General features: G+C 69.5%; 16 protein-coding genes and 1 pseudogene. 15 read left to right on the top strand and 2 right to left on the bottom strand.

Features of this window, described 5'->3' with window-relative positions; genetic code table 11:
- Window positions 1-42 precede the first annotated feature (42 nt).
- The 9 genes and pseudogenes from HEP75_RS17610 (at window position 43) to HEP75_RS17570 (ending at window position 12,539) form a co-directional block, all read left to right on the top strand.
- Window positions 43-1,032 carry an alpha/beta hydrolase gene (locus HEP75_RS17610; protein WP_185824370.1) on the top strand — a complete coding sequence of 330 codons (990 nt, stop codon included), beginning with the start codon at window positions 43-45 and terminating at the stop codon, window positions 1,030-1,032.
- Complete coding sequence (locus HEP75_RS17605) at window positions 1,029-1,748, top strand: hypothetical protein (RefSeq protein WP_185824369.1); 720 nt, start codon at window positions 1,029-1,031, stop codon at window positions 1,746-1,748. The genes HEP75_RS17610 and HEP75_RS17605 overlap by 4 nt, the downstream gene beginning before the upstream one ends.
- The gene (locus HEP75_RS17600) at window positions 1,739-2,365 is read left to right on the top strand and encodes an HAD family hydrolase (RefSeq protein WP_185824368.1); all 627 of its coding nucleotides are present in this window, start codon (window positions 1,739-1,741) and stop codon (window positions 2,363-2,365) included. The genes HEP75_RS17605 and HEP75_RS17600 overlap by 10 nt, the downstream gene beginning before the upstream one ends.
- A 1,176-nt stretch (window positions 2,366-3,541) precedes the next feature.
- Complete coding sequence (locus HEP75_RS17595; RefSeq protein WP_185822177.1) at window positions 3,542-5,548, top strand: methanol/ethanol family PQQ-dependent dehydrogenase; 2,007 nt, start codon at window positions 3,542-3,544, stop codon at window positions 5,546-5,548.
- Window positions 5,549-5,631: 83 nt separating this feature from the next.
- Window positions 5,632-7,305, top strand: a pseudogene (locus HEP75_RS17590) (quinoprotein dehydrogenase-associated putative ABC transporter substrate-binding protein); the annotation flags it as partial.
- A gap of 77 nt (window positions 7,306-7,382) precedes the next feature.
- A complete protein-coding gene (locus tag HEP75_RS17585) occupies window positions 7,383-7,943 on the top strand; it encodes a c-type cytochrome (protein WP_185824366.1) in 561 nt (186 codons plus the stop codon).
- A complete protein-coding gene (locus HEP75_RS17580; protein WP_185824365.1) occupies window positions 7,940-8,971 on the top strand; it encodes a beta-propeller fold lactonase family protein in 1,032 nt (343 codons plus the stop codon). The genes HEP75_RS17585 and HEP75_RS17580 overlap by 4 nt, the downstream gene beginning before the upstream one ends.
- Window positions 8,972-9,017: 46 nt before the next feature.
- On the top strand, window positions 9,018-10,127 hold the full coding sequence (locus tag HEP75_RS17575) for an S-(hydroxymethyl)glutathione dehydrogenase/class III alcohol dehydrogenase (protein ID WP_185824364.1): 1,110 nt from the start codon (window positions 9,018-9,020) through the stop codon (window positions 10,125-10,127).
- 81 nt (window positions 10,128-10,208) lie between these two features.
- Window positions 10,209-12,539: a TonB-dependent receptor gene (locus tag HEP75_RS17570; RefSeq protein ID WP_255424112.1), complete on the top strand. Its 2,331-nt coding sequence runs from the start codon at window positions 10,209-10,211 to the stop codon at window positions 12,537-12,539.
- Between the two features lie 706 nt (window positions 12,540-13,245).
- On the opposite strand, the gene HEP75_RS17565 is transcribed toward HEP75_RS17570, so the two are convergent.
- Window positions 13,246-15,231, bottom strand: coding sequence for a sigma-54-dependent Fis family transcriptional regulator (locus HEP75_RS17565; RefSeq protein WP_185813879.1), 1,986 nt, complete (start codon window positions 15,229-15,231; stop codon window positions 13,246-13,248).
- Between the two features lie 257 nt (window positions 15,232-15,488).
- Window positions 15,489-16,421 (bottom strand): carbohydrate kinase family protein, encoded by a 933-nt coding sequence (locus tag HEP75_RS17560; RefSeq protein WP_003465839.1) that lies wholly within the window; start codon window positions 16,419-16,421, stop codon window positions 15,489-15,491.
- Window positions 16,422-16,682: 261 nt separating this feature from the next.
- Between HEP75_RS17560 and HEP75_RS17555 the strand changes: the two genes are divergently transcribed.
- The 6 genes from HEP75_RS17555 to HEP75_RS17530 all read left to right on the top strand — a co-directional run bounded on the left by HEP75_RS17555 (window position 16,683) and on the right by HEP75_RS17530 (window position 24,370).
- Window positions 16,683-17,729 carry a rod shape-determining protein gene (locus HEP75_RS17555; RefSeq protein ID WP_003465837.1) on the top strand — a complete coding sequence of 349 codons (1,047 nt, stop codon included), beginning with the start codon at window positions 16,683-16,685 and terminating at the stop codon, window positions 17,727-17,729.
- 174 nt (window positions 17,730-17,903) lie between these two features.
- Window positions 17,904-19,037 (top strand): rod shape-determining protein MreC, encoded by a 1,134-nt coding sequence (mreC, locus tag HEP75_RS17550; protein WP_185824362.1) that lies wholly within the window; start codon window positions 17,904-17,906, stop codon window positions 19,035-19,037.
- The gene (gene mreD / locus HEP75_RS17545) at window positions 19,034-19,522 is read left to right on the top strand and encodes a rod shape-determining protein MreD (RefSeq protein ID WP_185824361.1); all 489 of its coding nucleotides are present in this window, start codon (window positions 19,034-19,036) and stop codon (window positions 19,520-19,522) included. Before mreC ends, mreD begins: the two co-directional genes overlap by 4 nt.
- Before the next feature lie 7 nt (window positions 19,523-19,529).
- A complete protein-coding gene (gene mrdA / locus HEP75_RS17540; RefSeq protein WP_185826640.1) occupies window positions 19,530-21,584 on the top strand; it encodes a penicillin-binding protein 2 in 2,055 nt (684 codons plus the stop codon).
- Window positions 21,581-22,699, top strand: coding sequence for a rod shape-determining protein RodA (rodA, locus tag HEP75_RS17535; protein ID WP_185824360.1), 1,119 nt, complete (start codon window positions 21,581-21,583; stop codon window positions 22,697-22,699). The genes mrdA and rodA overlap by 4 nt, the downstream gene beginning before the upstream one ends.
- 336 nt (window positions 22,700-23,035) lie before the next feature.
- A complete protein-coding gene (locus tag HEP75_RS17530) occupies window positions 23,036-24,370 on the top strand; it encodes a virulence factor family protein (protein ID WP_185824359.1) in 1,335 nt (444 codons plus the stop codon).
- Window positions 24,371-24,387 lie beyond the last annotated feature (17 nt).

Raw genomic sequence — 24,387 nt, 5'->3', positions numbered from 1 at the left:
CGAAGGTAGGCGCATGCCCCGTTTCCGGTTCCCGGCTCTTCCATGTTGCTGCTGACGTTGTTGCTGTTGCTGGCGTTCGCCGCGCTGGCCGTGGGCTTGGCGCTGCTGGTGGGCGCGGTGCTGGTGTTGCGCAGCAAGCCGGTCCTGCTGGTGCGTCTGGAAAGCCTGCGCCTGCGCTGGGGCAGCGGCCTGCAGCGCTGCCAGACGCAGGTCGCCGGGCATCGCTGGACCTACCTGCACCGCGCCGCGGCCGATCCCGCCGCCCCTGCGCTGCTGCTGGTGCACGGCTTCACCGGCAGCAAGGAGAACTGGTTGCCGCTGGCGCGCGCGCTCGGCGATCGCTATCACCTGTTCATTCCCGATCTGCCCGGCTGGGCCGAGAGCCAGCGCATCGACGGGCAGGACTACGGCTTCGTCGCGCAGGCAGAGCGCGTGGCCGCGTTCGCCGCGCAGTGCGTGCGCGGTGCGGGCAGCGAATGCGTGCTGATCGGGCATTCCATGGGCGGCGGCATCGCCGCGCTCGCCGCCGCGCGCCATCCGCACGTGTTCGATCGCGTCGGCCTGCTCAACGCCGCCGGCGTGCGCTTCGCCGACAACGCCTTCGGCCAGGCGGTGCTGGACGGCGACAATCCGTTCGCGGTGTACGACGCCGACTCGCTGCGCCGCTACGTCGACACGGTGTTCCTGCTGGAGCCGAGCAAGCCGCGCATCCCGTCCTGGGCGGTGTCGTCGGTCGTCGCCTGGCGGCGCAGCGAGGCCGGCTTCGAACAGCAGGTGCTGGCGCGGATCGGACGCAGCGAGGAGGCCTTCCTGCCGTTCGAAGAAGCCGCGCGCATCCGCCAGCCGGCGCTGCTGCTGAACTGCGTGCAGGACGCGGTGATCGATGCCAGCGCGCTGGCGCTGTACGCCGAGCGCGTGCCGCAGGCGCTGCAGGTGCTGCTCGACGGCAGCGGCCACATGTCCATCGTCGAGAAACCGACCGAGGTCGCGCAAGCGATCGATGACTTGATCCAACGAGGAGTCCCCCGATGAAACGCATTCTGCTCGGCGCGCTGTGCGCCGTCGCCCTGGCCGGTTGCGGCGACCACGAGGCCGAGCGCAAGGCGCAGGCCGCGGCCGAGGCGCAGGCCAAGGCGCAGGCCGCCGACGACTTGGCCAAGCAGTACGACGTCGCGGTGAAGTCCGGCAACTGGGACCTGGCGCGCATCCATGGCGCGGCGCTGCTGGAGCAGTATCCCGGTTCGGACGCGGCCGAGCGCATCGAGCCGGGCTACGCCGAGGTCAAGGCCAAGGGCGAGGCGGCGCGCGAGCTGCGGCGCATGCAGGCCGCCTGGGAATATTCGCAGGTGCCGGCCGGCAAGGGCACGCAGCGCTCGGCGATGCTGTACAGCCGCGACAAGGTCGATGTGGACGGCAGCGGCCCCAAGCCTGTGCAACTGGTGTTCCGCGATCACCCCGAATGGAAGCGCAGCGCCTACCTGGTGCTGCAGGCCGGCGATTTCCGTTGCGCCGGCGGCTGCAAGGTGCAGCTGAAGGCCGACGACGCGGCGCCGCGTGCGGCCGCGGCGTGGCGCCCGAACACCGACGAGGCGATCGCGATGTTCATCAGCGACGACAAGGCGCTGTGGAAGCTGGCGCGCAAGACCACGGTGCTGCAGATCGAATTCCCGGTGAAGGCCGGCGGCACCCGCACCGCGGTGTTCGAGACCGGCGGCCTGGACGGGTCGCAGATGCCGGGATGGGATTGAGCGCGGAGGCACCCGGCGCGCGCCTGCGCCAGGTGCGGCACTGGGTGTTCGACATGGACGGCACGCTGACCCGTGCGGTGCACGATTTCGCGCTGATCCGCCGCGAGCTGAAGATTCCGCCGCAGGCCGACATCCTGCAGCATCTGGCCGCGCTGCCGGCCGCGGAGGGCGCGGCCAAGCACGCGTGGCTGCTCGAGCACGAACGCGTGTTGGCCTTGGGCGCGGTCGCTGCGCCCGGTGCGCCGGCGCTGCTGCGCGCGCTGCATGCGGCCGGTTGCCGGCTGGCGCTGTTGACCCGCAATGCGCAGGAGCTGGCGCGGGTAACATTGCGCGAGATCGGGGTCGATGAGCTGTTCGAGGAGGTCGCCATCCTCGGCCGCGACGAGGCGCCGCCCAAGCCGCATCCTGGCGGTCTGCAGCAGTTGGCTGCGCACTGGGGCGTGGCGCCGCATTCGCTGGCAATGATCGGCGATCACGAATACGACCTGCAGTGCGGGCGCCATGCCGGTGCGACGACGGTGCTGCTGCATGCGGACAATCTCTGGCCGGCGCTGGCCGATTTGCACTTCGCCGATTGCGCGGCGCTGCTGGAATGGTGGCGGGGCTCGGCCGAGTAGGGGGTTCTTTTCAGGGACTTCAGTCCCGACGCTTTGTCGGTGAAGCCCCGTCGGGACTGAAGTCCCTCCCACAGAGAGGGAAAGGCGCGTAGTCGCGGTTGTTGCCACCGCTATGCAGATCAGTCGCTTTGTGTCCATGCGTCGCATGGCGGATTGCCAATCTCTGCATCCTCCTGGTTCTCGTGCCATCGCCACTGCAACAGGTGAGGCATTTGCTTTTGTAGGAGCGGCTTCAGCCGCGACTGGCTCTGTCAGAAAGTGTCGCGGCTGAAGCCGCTCCTACAAGGATTCGCCACTGCAAGAGCAAAAGCTTTCGCCGATGGCGAGTCACTTTTCTTTGCTTGTGCAAAGAAAAGTAACCAAAAGAAAGCACACCCTGCCTACGCGCCCTCCGCGCTGCGCGCTCCGGGTCCGCGAATAGGACGGGATTCGCGGAAGGGGCTTGTCCGCTACGCGGCCAAGTCCGGGGCAGTCGCCTCACGGCGCCTGCCCGCCCGCCGGGGCGAAGCAGTGCTTCGCCTTTTTCCGGCGAGCCCTGCCCCTGCCGCGAACGGCGCACATCCCTGTGCGCCGCCCCTTCGGGGTTTTTCCCGACCTATTCGCCGCTGCGTAAGGGACCCGGAAAGTCCAAAGCAACAGCAACAGCAACAGCAGAGCAACAGAGCAACAGAGCAACAGCAGGGGCGAGAGCACGAGCGCGCGAGCTGGAGAGTTTGCTGCCGCGGATGCTGCGGTTTGCCGCTCGCGCCGGTGATCTGCGGCGCCGCGCCTCCAATCCCTGCTGTGCGATGCAATAGCGTCGGGACTCAAGTTCCTCCAAGGAGTCTCGGGCGCCCGCACCCCGACGCGCACCGACAGCACGACGACGGATCGGTCGGGGACCTGTCCCGGGGTCTGCCATGTGTGCCGGTCGTTTGCTGCGCATGGCGCTCCGGCCCCGCTGCGCCAATCGCGATACAAGCCGGTGGCGCAAAGTGTGCCGTTTCCGATACAGCGCAGCCGCTCGGCAGGGGCGCGGCTCTGCCCGTGCCACGGCCGATGCTTGCGGCTCAACGATGGCGCACTGCAGCAGCGCGCTGGCACGTTGATTGCTCTCCCACTCGCGATGTTTCCACATCCCGCCGCGCAGGCCGTTCGACGGTAAGCGCACGGCTATTCAACGAGGGGAGTAGAACGATGCACAGTCATCCATGTCGTACCCGTGCCTGGACGCTGCTCGCGCTGGCAACCGCGCTGGTGCTGGCGGGTTGCAAGAAGCAGGAAGAAACCGCGGCGCCGGCCGCGCCTGCCGCTGCGCAGCAACCGGCCGCTGCCGCGCCGGCCGCGGTGGCCGATACCGATAGCGAGTTCGCCACCAATGCTGCCAATCCCGACAACTGGGGCGGCATCGGGCGCGACTTCGGCCTGAACCGGCACAGCCCGCTGGCCGAGATCAACCGCGACAACGTCAAGAACCTGAAGATGTCGTGGGAGATGAAGACCGACGCCACCCGCGGCCACGAAGGTCAGCCGCTGGTGATCGGCAGCATCATGTACATGGTCAGCGCGTATCCGAACAACGTGTTCGCGATCGACCTGGCGGCGCAGGACGACGGCGGCAAGGTGCTGTGGAAATACACCCCGCAGCAGGACGAGCGCTCGGTGGCGGTAGCGTGCTGCGACACGGTCAACCGCGGTGCGTCCTATGCCGACGGCAAGCTGGTGTTCGGTAGCCTCAGCGGCGATGTGATCGCGCTCGATGCCAAGACCGGCAAGGAAGTGTGGAAGCAGAAGCTCGCCTATCCTGAAAAGGGCGAGACCATCACCATGGCGCCGATCATCGCCGACGGCAAGGTCATCGCCGGCATCAGCGGCAACGAATTCGGCGTGCGCGGCCGCGTCGCCGCGTATGCGCTGGGCGACGGCAAGCAGGCCTGGTCGTGCGAAGCGACCGGCACCGACAAGGACATCTGCCTGGGTCCGGATTTCAACAAAGCCAATCCGCAGCACGGCCAGCTCGGCGACCTGGGCGTGAAGACGTTCCCGGAGGAAGGCTGGAAGCGCGGTGGCGGCGCGGCGTGGGGCTGGTACAGCTACGACCCGAAGCTGAAACTCCTCTACTACGGCACCGGCAACCCCGGCCTGTGGAGCCCGTCGTACCGCTGCGGCAAGACCACGCAGAAGGAATGCGATACCGGCGAATACGACAACAAGTGGTCGATGACCCTGTTCGCGCGCAAGATCGAGACCGGCGAAGCGGTGTGGGGCTACCAGAAGACGCCGTTCGACCAGTGGGACTACGACGGCATCAACGAGCCGATCCTGGTCGACCTGACCATCGACGGCAAGCAGGTGCCGTCCGTGGTGCAGTTCGACCGCAACGGCTTCGCCTACGTGCTCGACCGCCGCGACGGCACCCTGCTGCGCGCGCACAAGTTCGTGCCGGCCAACTGGGCCGAGAGCATCGACATGAAGACCGGCCGCCCGATCAAGGTCGCCGCGCATTCGCCGCTGGAGCGCGGCAAGAAGGTCGAGGCGTTCCCGTCGGCGATGGGCGGCAAGGACCAGCAGCCGTGCTCGGTGGATCCGGCCAATTCGGCGGTGTTCTTCTGCGGCACCAACAACTGGCACATGGAACTGGAACCGCAGGAACGCGGCAACACCATGATGGGCCTGCCGTACGTGTTCGCCAATGTGATGATGAAGCCGAACGAGCCTGGCGCGCTGGGCATCGTCAAGGCGTTCGACGTGGTCGAAGGCAAGTCCAAGTGGGAGATCAAGGAGAAGTTCCCGGTGTGGAGCGGCACCCTGGTCACCGACGGCGGGCTGGTGTTCTACGGCACGCTCGACGGTTGGTTCCGCGCGGTGGACAAGGACACCGGCAAGAAGCTGTGGGAGATGAAGCTGCCGTCCGGCATCATCGGCAACCCGATCGCCTACAAGGCCAACGGCCACCAGTACGTGGCGGTGTTCTCCGGCATCGGCGGCTGGATCGGCCTGCCGGTCGCCGGCGGTCTGGATCCGGGCGATCCGTACGGCGCGCTGGGTGCGGCGGGTCTGGCCTTCAGCAACGGCTTCGACAAGATCCCGTTGGGCGGCATGGTGCATACCTTCCGCATCGACGGCGCCGGCAAGACCGTCACCGCCAGCGCCACCGCTGCGGCGGGTGGCGCACCGGCCGCCGCGGCCAAGACCGCGCGATGAGCCGGCGGCGACGCGTCCATGTCGCGAGCGACCGCCCGGGGGAGGCGGTCGCCCCGCGGCGCTTGTATCGGGGCGCGCGCGCCGTGGTGTTGCTTTGCAGCCTCGGACTCGTCGCCGCAGGTTGCACGCGCGAGCCGTCGTCCGCGACGGCTCGCGTTCCTGAGGCCGCCTCTAGCGCGGCCACCAAACCAGCGGCGGGCACCGTGCCCGCCCCCGCGCTCGCCGCCGATGCGGCGGTGCTGCGGGTCTGCGCCGATCCGGGCAACATGCCGTTGTCCAATCGCGCCGGCGAAGGCTTCCAGAACAAGATCGCGCAGGTCCTCGCCGAGGCGATGGGCCGGCGCCTGGAATACGAATGGCGCACCTACTATCAACGTGGGTTGGCGCGCAGCACGATCAACGCCGGGCGTTGCGACGTGCTGATGGACATGAACAGCGATTTCGAGATGGGCTTGCCCACGCAGCCGCTGTACCGCTCCACCTATGTGCTGGTGACCCGCAAGGGCCTGGCGTTGCAGCCGGCCTCGTTGGACGATCCGGCGCTGAAGAAACTCAAGATCGGCGTGTTCCAGAGTTCGCCGGCGCGGCAGGCGCTGTTCGACCACGGCGTGTCCGGCGATGTGCAATACCTGTTCTACGACTCGGCGACCTCGCCGCAGGACCACCCGGGCAAGCTGGCCGAACGCGTCGCCGGCGGGCAGCTCGACGCCGCCGAGTCCTGGGGCCCGGTCGCCGGCTATTACGCCGCGCGCGGCGGCCTGGGCGTGGTGCCGTTGAACGTCATCGACGACGAAGTGCTGGAGTATTCGATGGCGTGGGCGGTGTCGCGCAAGAACGCCGACCTGCGCGATGCGCTGAACGCGGCGATGCAGCGCAGTGCCGGCAAGATCGACGCGATCCTGCGCGAATACCACGTGCCGTTGGTGGCCTGTGCCGACTGCATCGTCAACGGCGATTTGCGCTCGCACGGCAGCTACGACACGCCGGCCGACGACACCACGACGCCGAGTGCGCAGGCCTCTTCGGAGATGCTGGCGCAACTGCAGCTGCGCATCGCCGGCGGTGCCGACCCCAACCAGGAACTGGCGCATGCGCTGGACGCCGGCGATGGCGTGCGCGTGGCCTGGCTGCTGCGCCACGGGGCCAGCGCCGACCGACCCAACCTGCTGGGCGAGCCGCCGCTGCACCAGGCGATCCGCAACCAGGCGCCGACCCTGGTCGGCGAGTTGCTGGCGGCCGGCGCCAACGTGGAAAGCCGCGACGGCAGCAGCGGCTGGACGCCATTGATGAAGGCGGCCTGGGGCAACGACGCGCAGAGCGCCAAGCTGCTGCTTGCGCGCCGGGCCAAGGTCGATGCGGTGTCCAAGGACGGCTGGACCGCGCTGGATCTGGCGATCTCCTATGCCGATATCGAGCTGGTGCAGGCGCTGCTCGGCGCCGGCGCCAACGTGCGCCGCAGCAATCCGGCCGGCTTCACTCCGGTGATGTTCGCGGTGGCGCGCAACGATCCGCAGATGCTGGACGCCTTGCTGGCGCGCGGTGCCGAGGCCGACCGGCCCAACCGCGCCGGCGTGACCCCGCTGATGCTGGCCGCCGCCGCCGGCCGCGCGGACGCCAGTCGCCGCCTGCTCGCCGCCGGCGCCAACGCGGCCACCCGCGACGCCGACGGCAAGACGCCGGCGGCGCTGGCGCAACAGCGCGGCGATGCGTCGCTGGCGCAACTGCTCACGGAGGCCGAACACCGACGCACGCAATGACCGCCACGCCTTACCTGCTCGCGCCGCAGCCGCGGCATTCACGTCCCCACAGTCCGTCCCGCAAAGGTTCTTTTCCCATGCGCAATGCCGTCGTCCGCCGTTCCGTCGTCCCGAAGCTGCTGCACCTGTCCCTGTTCGCGTTGACCCTGGCCCTGGCCGCCTGCGGCAAGGATGCACCGCCTTCCGCCCCCGCTGCCGCCCCGTCGGCGGCACCTGCTGCCGCACCTGCGCCCAGCGCCGCCCCGGTCGCTGCGCCGGCCGCCGCGACCCCGCCGCCGGCCGCGGTCACCCCGATTCCGAAAGGCCCGCCGGTGAAGGTGACGCCGGAGCTCGCCGCCGAAGGCAAGAAGATCTTCCTGTCCGCCGGCTGCAGCGCCTGCCACGGCGGCACCGGCGGTGGCGGCATGTGCCCGCCGCTGACCAACGACATCTGGGTCTACGGCCACGACGACGACACGCTGCGCACGCTGATCAGCGAAGGCACCGCCGGCATGACCGCGCACGGCAAGGTCCGCGTCGGCCACGAGAAGGTGGTCGGGCAGATGCCGCCGTTCGCGCCGGTGCTCAAGGACGGCGACACCGAGAAGCTGCTGGCCTTCATCCACTCGATCAACAAGACCGCGGGCGCGGCTCCATGACCCCAGGCGCACGCCGCACGCTGGGCACCGCTGCGCTGGCGCTGCTGCTGGCCGGTGCGGCCTGCCAGCGCGCGGCGGCGCCTGCCGGTGCGGCGGATGCGAGCGCGGATGCCAAGCCGTCCGCCACGCCGGCAGCGGCGCTGGCCTACGTGCCCAACCAACGTGCCGGCACCATCTCGGTGATCGACACCGGCACCGACGCGGTGCTGCGCACGCTGTCCGCGCAGGGCCAGCTCGGCAAGCGCCTGCAGCAGCTCCTGCCCGGACCGTCCGGGCATCTGTACGTGATCGATGCGCAAGGCCACCGGCTGCTGGAACTGGATACGGTGCAGGATCGGGTGCTGCGCAGCGTGGACATCGGCGAGAACGCCGAGGGCATCGCCGCATCGCCGGACGGCCGCCAGTTCGCGGTGTGCGTGGAAGGGCAGAACCAGGTGATGCTGATCGATCCGGCCAGCTTCGCGATCGGCGCGCGCATCGCCACTCAGGGCCAGGCGCCGGAGCACTGCGTGTACAGCCCCGACGGCACGCTGCTGCTGACCAGCAACGAAGGTTCCAACGATCTGGACGTGATCGACCTGAAGGCGGGCAAATCCACCGGCGTCATCGCCACCAGCGGCCATCCGCGCGGCATGGCGTTCGCCCCCGACGGCAACACCGTGTACGTGGCGCAGGAAGCGGCCAGCGTGGTCGATGTGATCGACCTGGTCGCGCGCCGGCGCGTGGCCAGCATTCCGGCCGGGCAGCGCACCGCCGGCATCGCCATTTCGCGCGACGGCAGCCGCGTCTACGCCTCCAACGGCGGCGCCGGCACGGTCAGCGTGATCGACCCGGCCGCGCGCGCCAGCCTGGCCGAGATCCCGGTCGGGCAGCGCCCGTGGAATCCGGCGCTCAGCGCCGACGGCAAGAAGCTGTACGTGGCCAACGGCCGCTCCAACAGCGTGAGCGTCATCGACACCGCCACCATGAAAGAGATCAAGCAGATCGCAGTGGGCGACATGCCCTGGGGTGTGGTCATCGCGCAGTGAGGCGAGGAGCGCATGCGGCACAGCGAGAGGATGCGGGGAGAGGGGAATGAAGACGCGAGCCGCGGTCGCCTGGGCGGCGAACCAACCGCTGGCCATCGAGGAAGTGGACCTGCAACCGCCCAAGGCCGGCGAGGTGCTGGTGCGCCTGGTCGCCAGCGGCGTGTGCCACAGCGACGCCAGCACCCTGTCCGGTGCCGATCCGGACGCCGCGTTCCCGGTGATCCTGGGCCAGGAAGGCGCCGGCGTGGTCGAGGAGGTCGGCATCGGCGTCACCAGCGTGCGCCCCGGCGATCATGTGATCCCGCTGTACATGCCCGAATGCGGCGTGTGCAAGTTCTGCCGCTCCGGGCGCACCAACCTGTGCCAGGCGATCCGCGCCAGCCAGGACCGCGGGCTGATGCCCGACGGCAGCAGCCGCTTCTCGCTGCGCGGGCGGCCGATCCTGCACTACATGGGCACCAGCACCTTCGCCGAGTACACCGTGCTGCCGGAGATCGCGGTGGCCAAGATCCATCCCTCCGCGCCGTTGGACAAGGTGTGCCTGCTCGGCTGCACCATCACCACCGGCATCGGCGCGGTACTCAACACCGCGCGGGTGCGGCCCGGCGACAGCGTGGCGGTGTTCGGACTCGGCGGCATCGGCCTGTCGGTGGTGCAGGGCGCGGTGATGGCGCGCGCCGGGCGCATCATCGTGGTCGACATCAACCGCGACAAGTTCGATCTGGCGCGCGCGTTGGGCGCCACCGACTGCCTGGATCCGAAGGACTTCGGCGCGCCGGTGCAGCAGGTGATCGTCGATCTCACCGACGGCGGCGCCGACCACAGTTTCGAGTGCGTCGGCGACGTGCGCGCGATGCGCGCGGCACTGGAGTGTTGCCATAAGGGCTGGGGCGAAAGCATCATCCTGGGCGTGGCGCCGAGCGCGCAGGAGATCAGCACGCGGCCGCTGCAACTGGTCACCGGCCGCGCCTGGCGCGGCAGCGCGTTCGGCGGGGTCAAGGGCCGCAGCGAACTGCCGGCCTATGCCGAGCGCTACCTGGCCGGCGAGATCCGCATCGACGAACTCATCAGCGAGACGCTGCCGCTGCAGGACATCAACCGCGCCTTCGATGCGATCCGCGAGGGCAGGGGCATCAAATCGGTCGTACTGTACTGACATCAAGGAGCATGCATGGTTAGCAGCAAAGGACGCGGTATCGGGCAGGCGCACGCGCACGGACTGGCCGCCGCCATCGTCATGGCCCTGGCCGCCGCGCCGGCCGCCGCGCAGACCACGGTCAATGCCGGCGATGCGCAGATCACCGCGCTGGACCGGGTCGAGGTCACCGCCACGCCGATTCCCGGCACCCTGATCGATGCCGACCACCTGCCGTACACGGTGCAGACCGCCAACGCCGACGACATCGCGCGCAGCCAGGCCGGCAACCTCACCGATTTCATGCTGCGGCAGATGAACGGCGTGGACACCAACGAGGTGCAGGGCAGCCCGTTCCAGACCGATCTCACCTTCCGCGGCTTCCGCGCTTCGGCGTTGCCGGGTGCCTCGCAGGGCGTGTCGGTGTACTTGGACGGGGTGCGCATGAACGAGCCGTTCGCCGACATCGTCAGCTGGGACATGATGCCGGAGGCGGCGATCCGCAGCGTCGCGCTGATGCCCGGCTCCAACCCGCTGTTCGGGCCGAACACGCTCGGCGGCGCGCTGGCGTTCACCACCCAATCCGGCCTGACCGCGCCGGGCCTGCGCGCGGATCTGTCGTTCGGCAGCGGCGCGCGCAAGCGCCTGGATGCCTCCTACGGCTACGCCGGCCGCGATGGCCTGCACGCCTTCGTCGCGGTCACCGGCTTCGACGAGGACGGCTGGCGCGATGCCTCCGAAGGCCGCCTCGGTACCGTGTTCGGCAAAGTGGGCAAGCAAGGCGACAGCACCGACTGGGACGTGTCGCTGCTGCATGGGCGCAGCCGCCTGATCGGCAACGGCCTGCTGCCCGGCAGCCGCTACACCGACGACGGCATCGAGTCCGGCCTGTACGAGGCCGACCGCGACGCGGTCTATACCTCGCCGGACATGACCCGCAACCGCAACACCTTGCTGACCGCGCAAGTGGACCACCGCTTCGATGCGGATACGTCGCTGCACCTGCTGGCCTACTACCGCGACGGCCGCCGCGACACCGTCAACGGCGACATCAACGAGGACTACGAGGAATTCGTCGAGGACTGCGCCGACGGCTACGCCGCCGACGGCACGCCGCTGGACGACGATTGCACCGTGTCGCGCGCCGATGCCGACGCCTTGCACAGCGGCGTGCTCAACACCACGCAGATGCGCCAGCATGCCGAGGGCGTGGCGCTGAACTTCAGCCGCCAGGCCGGCGCGCATGCGCTCAGCCTCGGCGCCACCTACGACCGCAACCGGGTGCGCTACCGGCAGTACGCACAGGAGGGCTTCGTGGAGGACGACCGCGCCGTCGTCGCCGATCCCGACGAGGAGCGCGAGTTCTTTTCCGGGGTCAGCGGCCGCAGCAGCACGCTGGGCGTGTTCGCCGCCGACACCTGGGAAGTGAGCGAGGCCACCCACGTGACCGGCGCGCTGCGTTGGAACCGGGTCGAGGTCAGCAACGTGCTGTCCACCGCCGAGGACGGCGCATTGCCGCGCGAGCGCTTCGTGTTCGCCAAGGCCAATCCGTCGCTGGGCATCACCCAGCGCCTGGGCGGCGGCTTCACCGCCTTCGCCTCGGCCTCGCAGAACAGCCGCGCGCCGACTGCGATCGAACTGGGCTGCGCCGACCCGGAACAGCCGTGCCGGCTGCCGACCGGGCTGCAGGCCGACCCGCGCCTGGAGCAGATCGTCTCGCGCACCTACGAAGTCGGCGCGCGTTGGAACCCGTCGCCGGATCAGGCCTTCAACGCCTCGCTGTACCGCGCCGACAACCGCAACGACATCCTGTTCCTGCGTGCGCCGAACACCCAGCTGGGCTACTTCGACAACGTCGATCGCACCCGCTACCAGGGCGCGGATCTGAGCTGGCGCGCCAGCAGCGGCGCGCTGCGCTGGTTCGCCGCCTACAGCTACCTGGACGCGACCTACCGCAGCGACGGCGAACTGCTGTCCGGCGAGCGCACCATCGAGCTGCATCCGGGCATGCGCATCGCCGGCCTGCCGCGCAACACGCTGAAGCTGGGCCTGGAGTGGCAGGCCCTGGCGCAGCTGGCGCTGGGTGCGGACCTGCGCGCGATCTCGCGGCGCGTGGCCAGCGGCAACGAGGACGGCCTGGTCGAGGATCCCGAGGACGGCGAAGACGCGGTGCGCCACGACCTGTCCACCGGCGGCTACGCCTTGATCGACGTGCACGGCACCTGGCAGATCGCCGACGGCCTGTCGCTGTACCTGCGCGTCAACAACCTGTTCGATCGCCGCTACGAGACCTATGCGGCGGTCGCCGAAGACCTGTTTCCGGACGGCGCGCTGGCGCGCCCGCAGGACGCCGCGGTCGAAGACGGCCCCTCCCGCTTCGTCGCCCCCGGCGCGCCGCGGCAATACCAGGTCGGTTTGCGCTGGCGGTTCTAGGCTGGCCGGTGAACTGTGCAGTGCGGCGCAGCGCAGAGCCGCGGACACCAGGGTGCCTGCTTTTTGTAGGAGCGGCTTCAGCCGCGACCCCGAAGCCGGAAGATGGCCGACTTCGGGAAGAGTCGGGACTGAAGTCCCTCCCACAAAAGCCGTGCAGATCGCCATCGACATGATCGTTGCGTTGAACACGAGAGTGGACCTGCGCTCATGCAATGTCGCATCGTGCCAAGGCTTGTCGAGGGAGCGACTTCAGTCGCGACACCGGAGCCGGAAATTTTCAGGCTTCGACAGCAGTCGGGGCTGAAGCTGCTCGCACAACAGCGGCGCGGATACCGGTTGTTTGTAGGAGCGGCTTCAGCCGCGACACTGAGGCCGGAAGGCATCCGGCTTCGACAGCACTCGGAACTTAAGTTGCTCCTAAAAAAGCAGCGCCGATGAGCATCGCCGTAGCAGACGACTGCTTCTTTGTGGGAGCGACTTCAGTCGCGACACCGGAGCCGGGAATTTGCAGGCCTCGGTAGCAGTCGGGACTGAATCTCCTACCAAAACAGCGGCATCGCTGCATCACGCGATGGTTGTTTGTAGGAGCGGCTTCAGCCGCGACCCCGAAGCCGATCTGTATCCGGCTTTGGGGTCGCGGCTGAAGCCGCTCCTACAGGAGATGGGATGCAGAAGATGGCGTGACCGAACAGCTTCGCCTCCGCGCTCAGGCCGTCGCCAACCCATGCTTGCGCAGCTTGCGGTACAGGGTGTTGCGGCTGATGCCGAGCGCGTCGGCGGTGCGGCTGACGTTCCAGCGATGCCGTTCCAGCTGCTGTTGCAGCACGCTGCGTTCGGCGCTGTCCAAGGCTACGCGGCCGGGCATGTCGTCGGCGGCGACCGCATCGCCGTTGACCAGGCACGGGCCGCTGTCGGCGTCGACGATTTCCTGCGGCAGGTTGGAGATGCGGATCATGCCGTCTGCGCACAGCACCGCGGCGGTGCGCAGCACGTTGCGCAGTTGCCGCAGGTTGCCCGGCCAGGCGTAGCTGAGCAGCTTGTGCAGCGCGTCTTCGCTGATGCGCACGTGGTGCTCGCCGCTCTCCTCGCGCAGCAGGGTGCGGATCAGTTCGGCCTTGTCGCTGCGCTCGCGCAGCGGCGGCAGGTGCAGCACCACGCCGTTGAGGCGGTAGTACAGGTCCTCGCGGAACTCGCCTGCGGCCACCATCTGCATCAGGTCGCGGTGGCTGGCGCTGATCACGTGCAGTTCCAGCGGCATCGCCCGGTCGCTGCCCAGCGGGGTCACACTCTGTTCTTCCAGCACGCGCAGCAGCCGCGTCTGCAGCGGCAGCGGCATGTCGCCGATCTCGTCCAGGAACAGGGTGCCGCCGCTGGCCTGCAGCAGCTTGCCGTGGCGGCCTTCGCGCGCCGCATCGGTGAACGCGCCGCGCGCGTAGCCGAACAGTTCGCTCTCGATCAGCGCCTCGGGAATCGCCGCGCAGTTCACCGCCACGAACGATCGCGCCGCCCACGGCGAGCCGCGGTGCACCGCCTTGGCGAACTCTTCCTTGCCGGTGCCGGTGGCGCCGCACAGCAGGATCGACACGCGATGCGCGGCCAGCTTCAACGCGTTGTCCAGGTTGTGGCGCATGCGCGGATCGGAGCCGACGTGTTCGCGGGAATAGGCCGCCTCGCCGCTGTCGGCGCTGGCGGCGCGCGCGCGGCCGGCGGCCGCGTCGCGGCGCGGCGGCTGCGCCAGGGCGAAGAAGCGCCGTCCGTGGCAGGCGCAGCGGATCGACCACAGCGTGCTGGCGTCGTTGCGCGCGCGCTGCTCCACGGTGTCGAAGTCCAGCTGCATCACCTGCGAGATGTCGCGCCCGACCAGCAGGCTGCGGTCGCCCTTGCCGAGCTGTTCCAGCGCCGCCTCGTTGACGGCCAGCACGCAGCCGTCGGCGCCGATCGCCATCAGCGCCTCGTGCAGCAGGCCGGCGAACTCCGGGCGGCTGTGGAAGCGCAGGATCCACGCATGCCGGTACTGCTCCAGGAAATACGAACGTGCGATCTGCGCCGCCGACATGCGCACCAGCGCACTGGTATGGCGCTGCACCAGCTTGGTGTCGCGCGCGTCCGGCGTGGACGCATCCAGCACCGCCAGCAATTGTCCGTGCGGGTCGAGGATCGGCGCGCCGCTGCACGACAGCGGCAGATGCCGGACCAGGTAGTGCTCGCCGCGGTGCACGCCGAGCGCGCTGCGCTCCACCGCGCAGGTGCCGATGCCGTTGGTGCCCTGGTAGCGCTCGGCCCAGCTGGCACCGCAGAACAGCCCGGTCTCGCGGAATTCGCGCAGCAGCGCCGGGTCCTGCACGCTGTGCAGCAAGGTCGCCTCGGCGTCGGCGAACACCACCGCGTAGCCGCCGCCGGCGATCTGCTCGTAGAGGTTCTCCATCTCCACCTTGGCGATGCGCAGCACTTCCTCGAGCCGCTGCTGGCGCTCGCGCAGCCCGTTGCCGTCGTGGACCATCGGCGAAGGGGGGGCGTCCGGACTCAGCCCGTGCTCGTCCATGCAGCGCTGCCACGAGCGCGCCAGCGCCGGCGGCAGCGGTTCGATCTGGCGGAAACGGCGCATCCGCGCCAGCAACGCGGATTCCGCCTCGGCAGCGGACGACGGCCCAGCCGTGGCCTGCAGGAGGTTGGCGACAGTCAGCTCCGACACGTGGCGCATCCTCGGGCCCCCACCCGGGACCAGAGCGGCAGTGACGCACAAACCGGGCCTTGGCTCAAACCGCAGTGCAGCAAAAGCCGGGAGTGGGGAGTCGGGATTCGGGATTGGCAAGAGCGGCTTGCCTGCCGCAGCCTCTTTCCGGCCTGCGGCCAGAACGAGAAACCGCGCGATTGCGCGGTTTGGCGTGGCTTCAAGGCGCCAGGATCCAGCTTTTACGAATCCCCAATCCCCAATCCCCAATCCCGGCCTTACAAGGCATACCCGAACTGCTGCTTGAACTGGTCGTTGAATTCGTCGAAGTCGAAGCGCTGGTTCTGGGTGCCGGGATGTTCCACCTTCAGTGCGCCCATCAGATTGCCCATGCGCCCGATCGTCAGCCAGTCGCAGCCGCGTTCGATGCCGAAGATCAGGCCGGCGCGGAACGCGTCGCCGCAGCCGGTCGGGTCGACCACGCGGCGCTCGTGCGCCGGCGGGACGTCGTAGGTCTTGTCGGGGGTGTACACCAGCGCGCCCTTCGGGCCCTGGGTGGTGATGTAGGCCTGCACCCGCGAGACGATGTCCTGCTCGTTCCAGCCGGTGCGCTCCTGCAGCAGGTTGGACTCGTAGTCGTTGACCACCACGTAGTCGGCCTGTTCGATGAAGGTGCGCAGCTCCGGGCCGTTGAACAGCGGCATCGCCTGGCCGGGATCGAAGATGAAGGGAATGCCGCCGGCGGCGAACTCCTCGGCGTTCTGGATCATGCCTTCGCGCCCGTCCGGGCCGACCAGGCCCAGGGTCACGCCCGGCACGTCGCGTACGTGGTTCTCGTAGCTGCGCATCATCGCGCCGGGATGGAACGCGGTGATCTGGTTGTTGTCATGGTCGGTGGTGATGAACGCCTGCGGGGTGAACAGGTCCTCGATCACCTTGACCCGCGACAGATCGATGCCCAAGGTCTCGAAATGTTCGCGGTACGGACCGAAATCCTGGCCCACCGTGCCCATCGGAATCGGATCACCGCCCAGAAGGTGCAGGTTGTAGGCGATGTTGCCGGCGCAGCCGCCGAACTCGCGGCGCATCCGCGGCACCAGGAACGACACGTTCAGGATGTGCACCTTGTCCGGCAGGATGTGGTTCTTGAACTGGTCCGGGAACACCATGATGGTGTCGAAAGCGAGGGAACCACAGATCAGTGCGGACATCGGGCAGGCCTTGGCGGAGGGATGAGCCCGCATTCAGGCGGGCAGCGTGCGGGGTCGCCGCGGCGCAAAGGGTAACGGCTGCGGCCGGGCAGGGCCAGAAGCGCGATGCACGGCGCCGCTGCGAGCGCGTGCAAGGCGCGGTTTTAGCGAGAATTTTCCTTGCCCGCACCCAGGTGGGTTGTTACGCTAGCAGACTTCGTTTTCTGCCCATTTTTTCGCCATTCGGCGACGGCACGCGACTCCCCAGGACTCAATTCCCCGATGTTCAAGAAACTCCGCGGCATGTTCTCCAACGACCTGTCCATCGATCTGGGCACGGCCAACACCCTCATCTACGTGCGTGGCCAGGGCATCGTGCTGAACGAACCGTCGGTGGTTGCGGTGCGCCAGGACCGGGCGATCGGCGGCACCCGGTCGGTGGCCGCGGTCGGCGCCGAGGCCAAGCAGATGCTCGGCCGTACCCCGGGCCACATCACCACCATCCGCCCGATGAAGGACGGCGTCATCGCCGACTTCACCTACACCGAGGCGATGCTGAAGCACTTCATCAAGAAGGTGCACAAGTCGCGCTTCCTGCGCCCGAGCCCGCGCGTGCTGGTCTGCGTGCCGGCCGGCTCGACCCAGGTCGAGCGCCGTGCGATCAAGGAATCGGCCGAAGAGGCCGGCGCGCGCGACGTGTACCTGATCGAGGAACCGATGGCCGCGGCGATCGGCGCCGGCATGCCGGTCACCGAGGCGCGCGGTTCGATGGTCATCGACATCGGCGGCGGCACCACCGAGGTGGCGGTGATCTCGCTGAACGGCATCGTCTACTCGCAGTCGGTGCGCATCGGCGGCGACCGCTTCGACGAGTCGATCACCAACTACGTGCGCCGCAACCACGGCATGCTGATCGGCGAGGCCACCGCCGAGCGCATCAAGCTGCAGATCGGCTGCGCCTATCCGCAGGAAGAGGTGCAGGAGATGGAAATCTCCGGCCGCAACCTCGCCGAGGGCGTGCCGAAGATGATCAAGATCAACTCCAACGAGGTGCTCGAGGCGCTGCACGAGCCGCTGTCGGGCATCGTCTCGGCGGTCAAGCTGGCGCTGGAGCAGACCCCGCCGGAACTGTGCGCCGACGTCGCCGAGCGCGGCATCGTGCTCACCGGCGGCGGCGCGCTGCTGCGCGACCTGGACCGGCTGATCTCCGAGGAGACCGGCCTGCACGTGCAGGTGGCCGACGACCCGCTGACCTGCGTGGCCCGCGGCGGCGGCCGTGCGCTGGAGCTGGTGGACATGCACGGCAACGAGTTTTTCGCGCCGGAGTGATGGCCGACGCCGGGAATGGGGAATGGGGAATCGGGAATAGAAGAGCCCGTCAGGCCCGCTCGCCTTCCTGGCTCCCTGTTCGACACCGTGCCTTCGCCCCGGCCTGATCGACCCGGGAGCGTGCAGTTGTTTTCCGATTCCCCATTCCCAATTCCCCATTCCCGGCCCTGATCCGTGCCTCCCTACGCCGGTCCTCCCGTCACTGCCCGCCCGGGCGAAGCCGCCAGCACGCCGCGCCTGCTGGCCTACCTGGCCCTGGCGGTGGTGCTGATCGTGCTCGACGCGCAGGCCGGCTGGCTGGCCCAGCTGCGCAGCCAGACCAACCTGCTGGTGCAACCGCTGTGGGCGCTGGCCGGGTTGCCGGGCCGGCTCGGCTCGCAGGTGCAGGAAAACGCCGCCAGCCATGCGCAGCTGGTCAGGGAGAACCGCACGCTGCGCAACGAGCTGCTGATCGCCAAGGCGCGGCTGACCCGGCTGCAGACCGCGGCGCTGGACAACGCGCAGCTGCGCGAGCTGCTGGGCGTGGCCGAGCGCCGCGGCCTGGACGTGCAGCTGGCACCGATCCTGGACATCGATCTGGATCCGACCCGGCAGCGCCTGGTGCTCGACGCCGGCGGCCGCGACGGCGTGCACGTCGGCCAGGCGGTGATCGACGCCGGCGGGCTGATGGGCCAGGTGATCGAAGTGACCCCGCTGCACTCCACCGTGCTGCTGCTGACCGACCCCGATCACGCGGTGCCGGTGACGGTGGCGCGCAACGGCGTGCGCCTGATCGTCTACGGCCGCGGCGACACCCTGGAACTGCGCGACGTGCCGCTCAGCGCCGGGGTCGAGGTCGGCGACGAGATCGTCACCTCCGGCCTGGGCGGGCGCTTCCCGGCCGGCTTCCCGGTCGGCACGGTGGCGACGCTGCGCCCGGACGACACCCACGCCTTCCTGGTCGGCAACCTGAAGCCCGCAGCGAAGCTGGACCGGGGGCGGGACGTGTTGTTGCTGCGCCCTTCGGTCGCAGCAACGGGATTGGGGATTGGGAATTCGGGATTGGATAGAAGCGGCGCCAGCGGCGGTGGCAATGGTCGTGTGGCACCCGCGGCTTCCACCACGCCCGGACAGCCTGCGTCCCCCCCAATCCCCAATCCCCAATCTCCAATCCTCGCCTCTCCGCGATCGACCGCCACGCAGCCGCCCGCGCGCCCTGCGCCCGCTCCCGCTGCCTCCGCCTCGCCCGTCGCCCCCAAACAGCCAGAGCCCTCCCCAATCCCCAATCCCGAATCCCGAATCCCGGCGTCTCCACAGGAGACGCAATGAGCCGCCCCCGCAGCAAAGGCTGGGTGCTGCCGGTCAGCGTGATCCTGGCGCTGGTGCTGGGCTTGTTGCCGTTGCCGCTGGTGCTGCAGCCGCTGCGCCCGTACTGGCTGGCGCTGGTGGTGGCGTACTGGGTGATCGAGACGCCGGACACGGTCGGGCTGGGTTTCGCCTTCGCCATCGGTGTGGTCGCCGACCTGCTGTACGGCGGGGTGCTCGGCGAGCAGGCGCTGCGGCTGGTGATCTTCAGTTTCATCCTGCAGCGCTTCCGCGCGCGCATCCGCTTCTTCCCGATGTCGCAGCAGGCGCTGGCGATCGGCGGCTTGCTGCTCAACGACCGCATCGTCGCCGCGGCCGTGCACCTGGCGGTGGGCGAGCCGACGCTGCCGTGGAACTACTGGTGGGCGCCGCTGCTGGGCATGGCGCTGTGGCCGCCGCTGTTCGTGCTGCTGGACGCGCTGCGGCTGGGTCGGCGGAGCAAGAAGTAGCGTGGCCCTGAATACCCGCCGCACGCAGAAGAACCCGCACGCCGAGGCCGAGCAGTTCCGGCGCCGCGCGGCGCTGGGCTTCTTCGGCGTGCTGGTGGCGCTGGTCGGCCTGGGCGCCTGGTATTTCAAGCTGCAGGTGCTGGACCACGACATCTACGCCACGCGCTCGGACGCCAACCGGATCAAGCCGCGGCCGGTGGTGCCGGGGCGCGGCATGATCTACGACCGCAACGGCCGCCTGCTGGCCGAGAACGTGCCCGCGTTTCGGCTCGACGTGACCCCGGACAAGGTCGAGGACATGGACGCGCTGCTGGCCGAGCTGGGCAAGGTCATCGCGCTGTCGGCGGAGGACATCGAGCGCTTCCAGGCCGCGCGCAAGGCCAGCCGCAGTTTCCGCCCGGTGACCCTGAAACTGCGGGTCAGCGAGGAGGAGCGCGCGCGTTTCGCGGTGGACCGCTGGCGCTTCCCCGGCGTGGAGCTGGAACCGTACCTGACCCGCCACTATCCCTACGGCGATCTGTTCGCGCACATCATCGGCTATGTCGGCCGCATCGACGAGAAAGACCTGGAGATGCTCGGCGAGGGCAATGCCGCGCTGACCCACATCGGCAAGTCCGGGCTGGAGCGCTATTACGAAGAGGAGCTGCGCGGCAAGGTCGGCTACGAGCAGGTCGAGACCAACGTGCAGGGCCGCGCGATCCGCACCGTTGGCCGGGTGCCGGCGCAATCCGGCGCCGACCTGCGCCTGTCCATCGACGCCGACCTGCAGCGCGCGATGGTCGCCGCGTTCGGCGACTACCAGGGCGCGGCGATCGCGATCGATCCGCGCACCGGCGAGATCCTGGCGATGGTCAGCCTGCCGTCCTATGACCCCAACCTGTTCGTCAACGGCATCTCGCATGCCGACTTCCAGGCGCTCAATAGCGATCCGTCGCGGCCGCAGTTCAACCGCCTGGTGCTCGGCGGGGTGGCGCCCGGTTCGACCATCAAGCCGTTCATGGGCCTGGCCGGGCTGGACAGCGGCACGCGCCGGCCGGAGGACAAGATCCTGTCCACCGGCATGTTCTACCTGCCCGGGGTCAGCCGCGGCTGGGGCGACTCGCACCGCGGCGGGCACGGCTGGACCGACCTGCGCAAGTCGATCTCGCAGTCGGTCAATACGTACTACTACAAGCTGGCCATCGACATGGGCATCACCAAGGTCGACCAGTACATGAACCGCTACGGCTTCGGCGCGCCCACCGGCATCGACCTGATGGGCGAGATCGGCGGCATCGTGCCGTCGCCGGCCTACAAGGCCAAAAGCCGCAAGGAAGCGTGGTATCCCGGCGACACGGTCAACATCGCCATCGGCCAGGGCGACTGGAAGGTGACCCCGCTGCAACTGGTGCGCGCGGTGGCCGGCATCGCCGATGGCCAACTGCGCACCCCGCACCTGGTAATGGCCCAGCGCGGCGCCTTCGACCAGCCATGGGCGCCGGTGGCGCTCGGCCAGGGCAAGCCGATCAGCGACAATCCCGGCAATCTGCAGGCGGTGCGCGAGGGCATGATGGACACCATGCGCCCGGGCGGCAGCGGGCATGCGATCGCGGTCAGCGCGCCGTACCAGATGGCCGGCAAGACCGGCACCGCGCAGGTGGTCAGCCGCAAGGGCCTGGCCGCGGTGGATCCGCGCAGCCTGCCGATGCATTTGCGCCATCGCTCGCTGTTCGAGGGCTTCGCCCCGGCCGAGCAGCCGACCATCGCGCTGGCGGTGGCGGTGGAAGGCGGCGGCTACGGCGCCAGCACCGCCGCGCCGATCGCGCGCAAGATCTTCGACGCCTGGCTGCTCGGCCGCCTGCCCGCCGGCATCGAGCCGCTGGACAGCCTGCGCGGCGCCACCGCGTTCGGCAGCCAGCTGTACTACGCCGAGGATCCGGGTTCGCGCGGCGCCGCCGACGCGGTGGCGCTGGCCGCCGGCGAGCGCCCGGTGCTGGTCGGCCCGGTCGAAGTGGAAGCCGCCGCCGTGCCGCTGCCGGCCGCGCCGCCGCCGATCCCCGACGAGATCCCGGACGAACGATGAAGGATTTCCTGCGCTGGCTGGCCGATCTCGGCGGTCGTTTCGCCCGCACCCTGGACTGGCCGATGTGCCTGGCCCTGGGCGCGCTGATGGTGATCGGCCTGGCGGTGCTCAAGAGCGCCGGCGGCCAGGCTGGCGGCAACCATCTGATGCTGGCCCAGGCCATCCGCTTCGCGATCGGCGCGGCGGCGATGTGGGGCCTGTCGCGGGTCTCGGCGCTGCGCCTGCGCGCGTGGACCCCGCTGATCTACGCGCTGTCGATGCTGCCGCTGCTGGCGGTGTTCGCGCTGGGCACCGGCAAGTACGGCCGGCAGTGGCTGGACCTGAAGGTGTTCTACCTGCAGCCGGCCGAGCTGCTGAAGATCAGCATGCCGATGATGGTGGCCTGGTACCTGCACCGCGTGCCGCTGCCGCCGCGCGTGCCCACGGTGCTGGTCAGCGCGGTGATCATCGGCCTGCCGACCGCGCTGATCATGCTGCAGCCGGACTTCGGCACCGGCGTGCTGATCGCCGCCAGCGGCGGCTTCGTGCTGCTGCTGGCCGGGCTGCCGTGGTGGTGGGTGGGCATCGCGGTGGGCGGCGTCGCCGCGGCCGCGCCGGTGGCCTGGCTATGGCTGCTGCGGCCGTACCAGAAGGACCGGATCATGATGTTCCTCAATCCGGAGAACGATGCGCTCGGCGCCGGCTGGAACATCATCCAGTCCAAGATCGCGATCGGCTCCGGCGGCCTGCACGGCAAGGGCTGGGGCCTGGGTTCGCAGTCGCACCTGAACTTCATTCCCGAGCAGACCACCGACTTCGCGTTCTCGGTGCTCAGCGAGGAATTCGGCTGGATCGGCGTGGCCACGGTGCTGACCCTGTACCTGGTGGTGATCGCGCGCTGCCTGTGGATCGCCGCGCAGGCGCGCGACACGTTCTCGCGCCTGCTCGCCGGCGCCACCGGCCTGGCGTTCTTCGTCTACGTGCTAGTCAACGGCGGCATGATCTCCGGGCTGCTGCCGGTGGTCGGCGTGCCGATGCCGCTGATGAGCTACGGCGGCACCTCCGCGGTGTCGCTGCTGGCCGGGCTGGGCCTGGTGATGGCGGTCAAGGCGCACCGCCCGGTGCACGGCTACTGAGCCGCCGCGGCAAGCGGCGCGCGCAGGCTTAACCGCAAGCATGCGGTGATGTGGCAAACGATTGCGGCGTGTGTCGGCGCTGCGCACAATTCGCGTCGATGCCACGTCGCGGCGCCGCTGGAGCCGGCCCGCCACGAGCGCAGGATCTGTTCCGGGTGAGCCATGCGCGGCGTCGACGCCGCCCAGCCGGCCCGCGTCCATCGAGGGGAGCCAACGCAGCGCATCGTCGATCCGGGCCTGGCCCGTGTCGTTCTTCTGCGTCCGTCCGCGCCTGTCCTCCTCGCGTCTTTCCCGTGGTTCCTGTCCGCTCGGCTGTGCCGACATGGATGTGTGTCGATGAAATTCCTGAGATTCCTGTTGCTGCTGAGCGTCGTGCTGGGCCTGAGCGGCTATGCGCTGATCCGCTACTACTTTCCCAAGGGCGCCATGCACAGCCACGGCTACGGCCGGGTCGCGCTGACCCAGCCGGCCGGCCCGCCGCGGGGCGTGGTGATCCTGTTCGCCAGCGGCAACCGCGCGCAGCGCCAGGCGGCGGCAGCGCGCATCGCCGCGACCGGCGCGGTGGTCGCGACGGTCGATGGCGATCGCTATCTGATGCGCCTGCAGCGCGGCGGCAGCGGCTGCGGGCATGCCTGGCACGATGCCGAGCAGCTGAGCCGGCACCTGCAGCGCGACCTGCACGGCGACCGCTACTTCCTGCCGATGCTGGCCGGCACCGGCACCAGCGCGACCCTGGCCGAGCGCATCGTCGGCGCCGCGCCGGCGGCGACCCTGGGCGGCGCGATCGGCATCGCGCCGGCGCCGACCGAGGTCTGCGCCGGCACTGCGCAAGCCAGCAGCGCGCAAGGCTTCGTCGATCTCGCGGCGGCACCGCTGGGCGCGGCGCCGGAGACGGCGCTGGCCGCGCGCGTGGCCGCGCACCTGCACGCGCCGGGCAGCGGCGGCGCGCTCGACGACCTGCCGTTGACCGAACTGCCGGTGCGCGTGCCCGGCGCGCCGCTGGCGATCGTGCTGTCCGGCGACGGCGGCTGGCGCGATATCGATAAGGGCATGGCCGAGGCCCTGCAGCAGCGCGGCATCGCAGTGGTCGGCTGGGACAGCCTGCGCTACTTCTGGCGCGACAAGCCGCCGGCGCAGGCCAGCGCCGACCTGGCGCGGGTCATCGCCCACTACCAGCAGCGCTGGCACCCACAGCGCATCCTGCTGGTGGGCTATTCCTTCGGCGCCACCGCGATGCCGTTCATGTACAACCGGCTGCCGCCGGCGCAGCGCGCGCAGGTCGGCCTGCTGGCCTTGTTCGGCGTGGACCGCAAGGCCGATTTCCAGATCCGTGTGCGCAACTGGTTCGACCTGGGCGATGCCAACGACGCCAAGCCGGTGTTGCCGGAAATCGCGCGCATCGCGCCGTCGCAGCTGCTGTGCGTGTACGGCGACCAGGAGAAGGACACGGTGTGCCCGCAGCTGCGCGACAGCGGTGCGAAGATCGTCGCGCTGCACGGCGGCCACCATTTCGACCAGCACCCGGCCGGATTGGCGACGATCGTGGACGCGCGCTGGCAGCAGCTCGCGGAGGACGCACGCCAACCTGTCGCGGCACTGGATGCCGGGCATCCTCGCGCAGGCACGGTGCAACCCGCTCCGCTGCGCACCCCGCCCGGGGCGCTGCAATAGCGATGTCCGATGCCCCG

This window comes from Xanthomonas sp. SI, from assembly GCF_014236855.1.
GTDB lineage: Bacteria > Pseudomonadota > Gammaproteobacteria > Xanthomonadales > Xanthomonadaceae > Xanthomonas_A.
The sequence above is the reverse complement of the archived record's forward strand: the minus strand, read 5'-3'. Positions and strand labels throughout refer to the sequence as shown.

Coding starts and splice junctions, on each gene's coding strand:
- HEP75_RS17530 (WP_185824359.1), top strand. CDS start 23,036: ATGAAATTCCTGAGATTCCTGTTGCTGCTGAGCGTCGTGCTGGGCCTG.
- HEP75_RS17580 (WP_185824365.1), top strand. CDS start 7,940: ATGACCCCAGGCGCACGCCGCACGCTGGGCACCGCTGCGCTGGCGCTG.
- HEP75_RS17560 (WP_003465839.1), bottom strand. CDS start 16,421: ATGTCCGCACTGATCTGTGGTTCCCTCGCTTTCGACACCATCATGGTG.
- HEP75_RS17610 (WP_185824370.1), top strand. CDS start 43: ATGTTGCTGCTGACGTTGTTGCTGTTGCTGGCGTTCGCCGCGCTGGCC.
- HEP75_RS17575 (WP_185824364.1), top strand. CDS start 9,018: ATGAAGACGCGAGCCGCGGTCGCCTGGGCGGCGAACCAACCGCTGGCC.
- HEP75_RS17585 (WP_185824366.1), top strand. CDS start 7,383: ATGCGCAATGCCGTCGTCCGCCGTTCCGTCGTCCCGAAGCTGCTGCAC.
- mreD (WP_185824361.1), top strand. CDS start 19,034: ATGAGCCGCCCCCGCAGCAAAGGCTGGGTGCTGCCGGTCAGCGTGATC.
- HEP75_RS17605 (WP_185824369.1), top strand. CDS start 1,029: ATGAAACGCATTCTGCTCGGCGCGCTGTGCGCCGTCGCCCTGGCCGGT.
- rodA (WP_185824360.1), top strand. CDS start 21,581: ATGAAGGATTTCCTGCGCTGGCTGGCCGATCTCGGCGGTCGTTTCGCC.
- HEP75_RS17600 (WP_185824368.1), top strand. CDS start 1,739: ATGGGATTGAGCGCGGAGGCACCCGGCGCGCGCCTGCGCCAGGTGCGG.
- HEP75_RS17595 (WP_185822177.1), top strand. CDS start 3,542: ATGCACAGTCATCCATGTCGTACCCGTGCCTGGACGCTGCTCGCGCTG.
- HEP75_RS17555 (WP_003465837.1), top strand. CDS start 16,683: ATGTTCAAGAAACTCCGCGGCATGTTCTCCAACGACCTGTCCATCGAT.
- HEP75_RS17570 (WP_255424112.1), top strand. CDS start 10,209: ATGGCCCTGGCCGCCGCGCCGGCCGCCGCGCAGACCACGGTCAATGCC.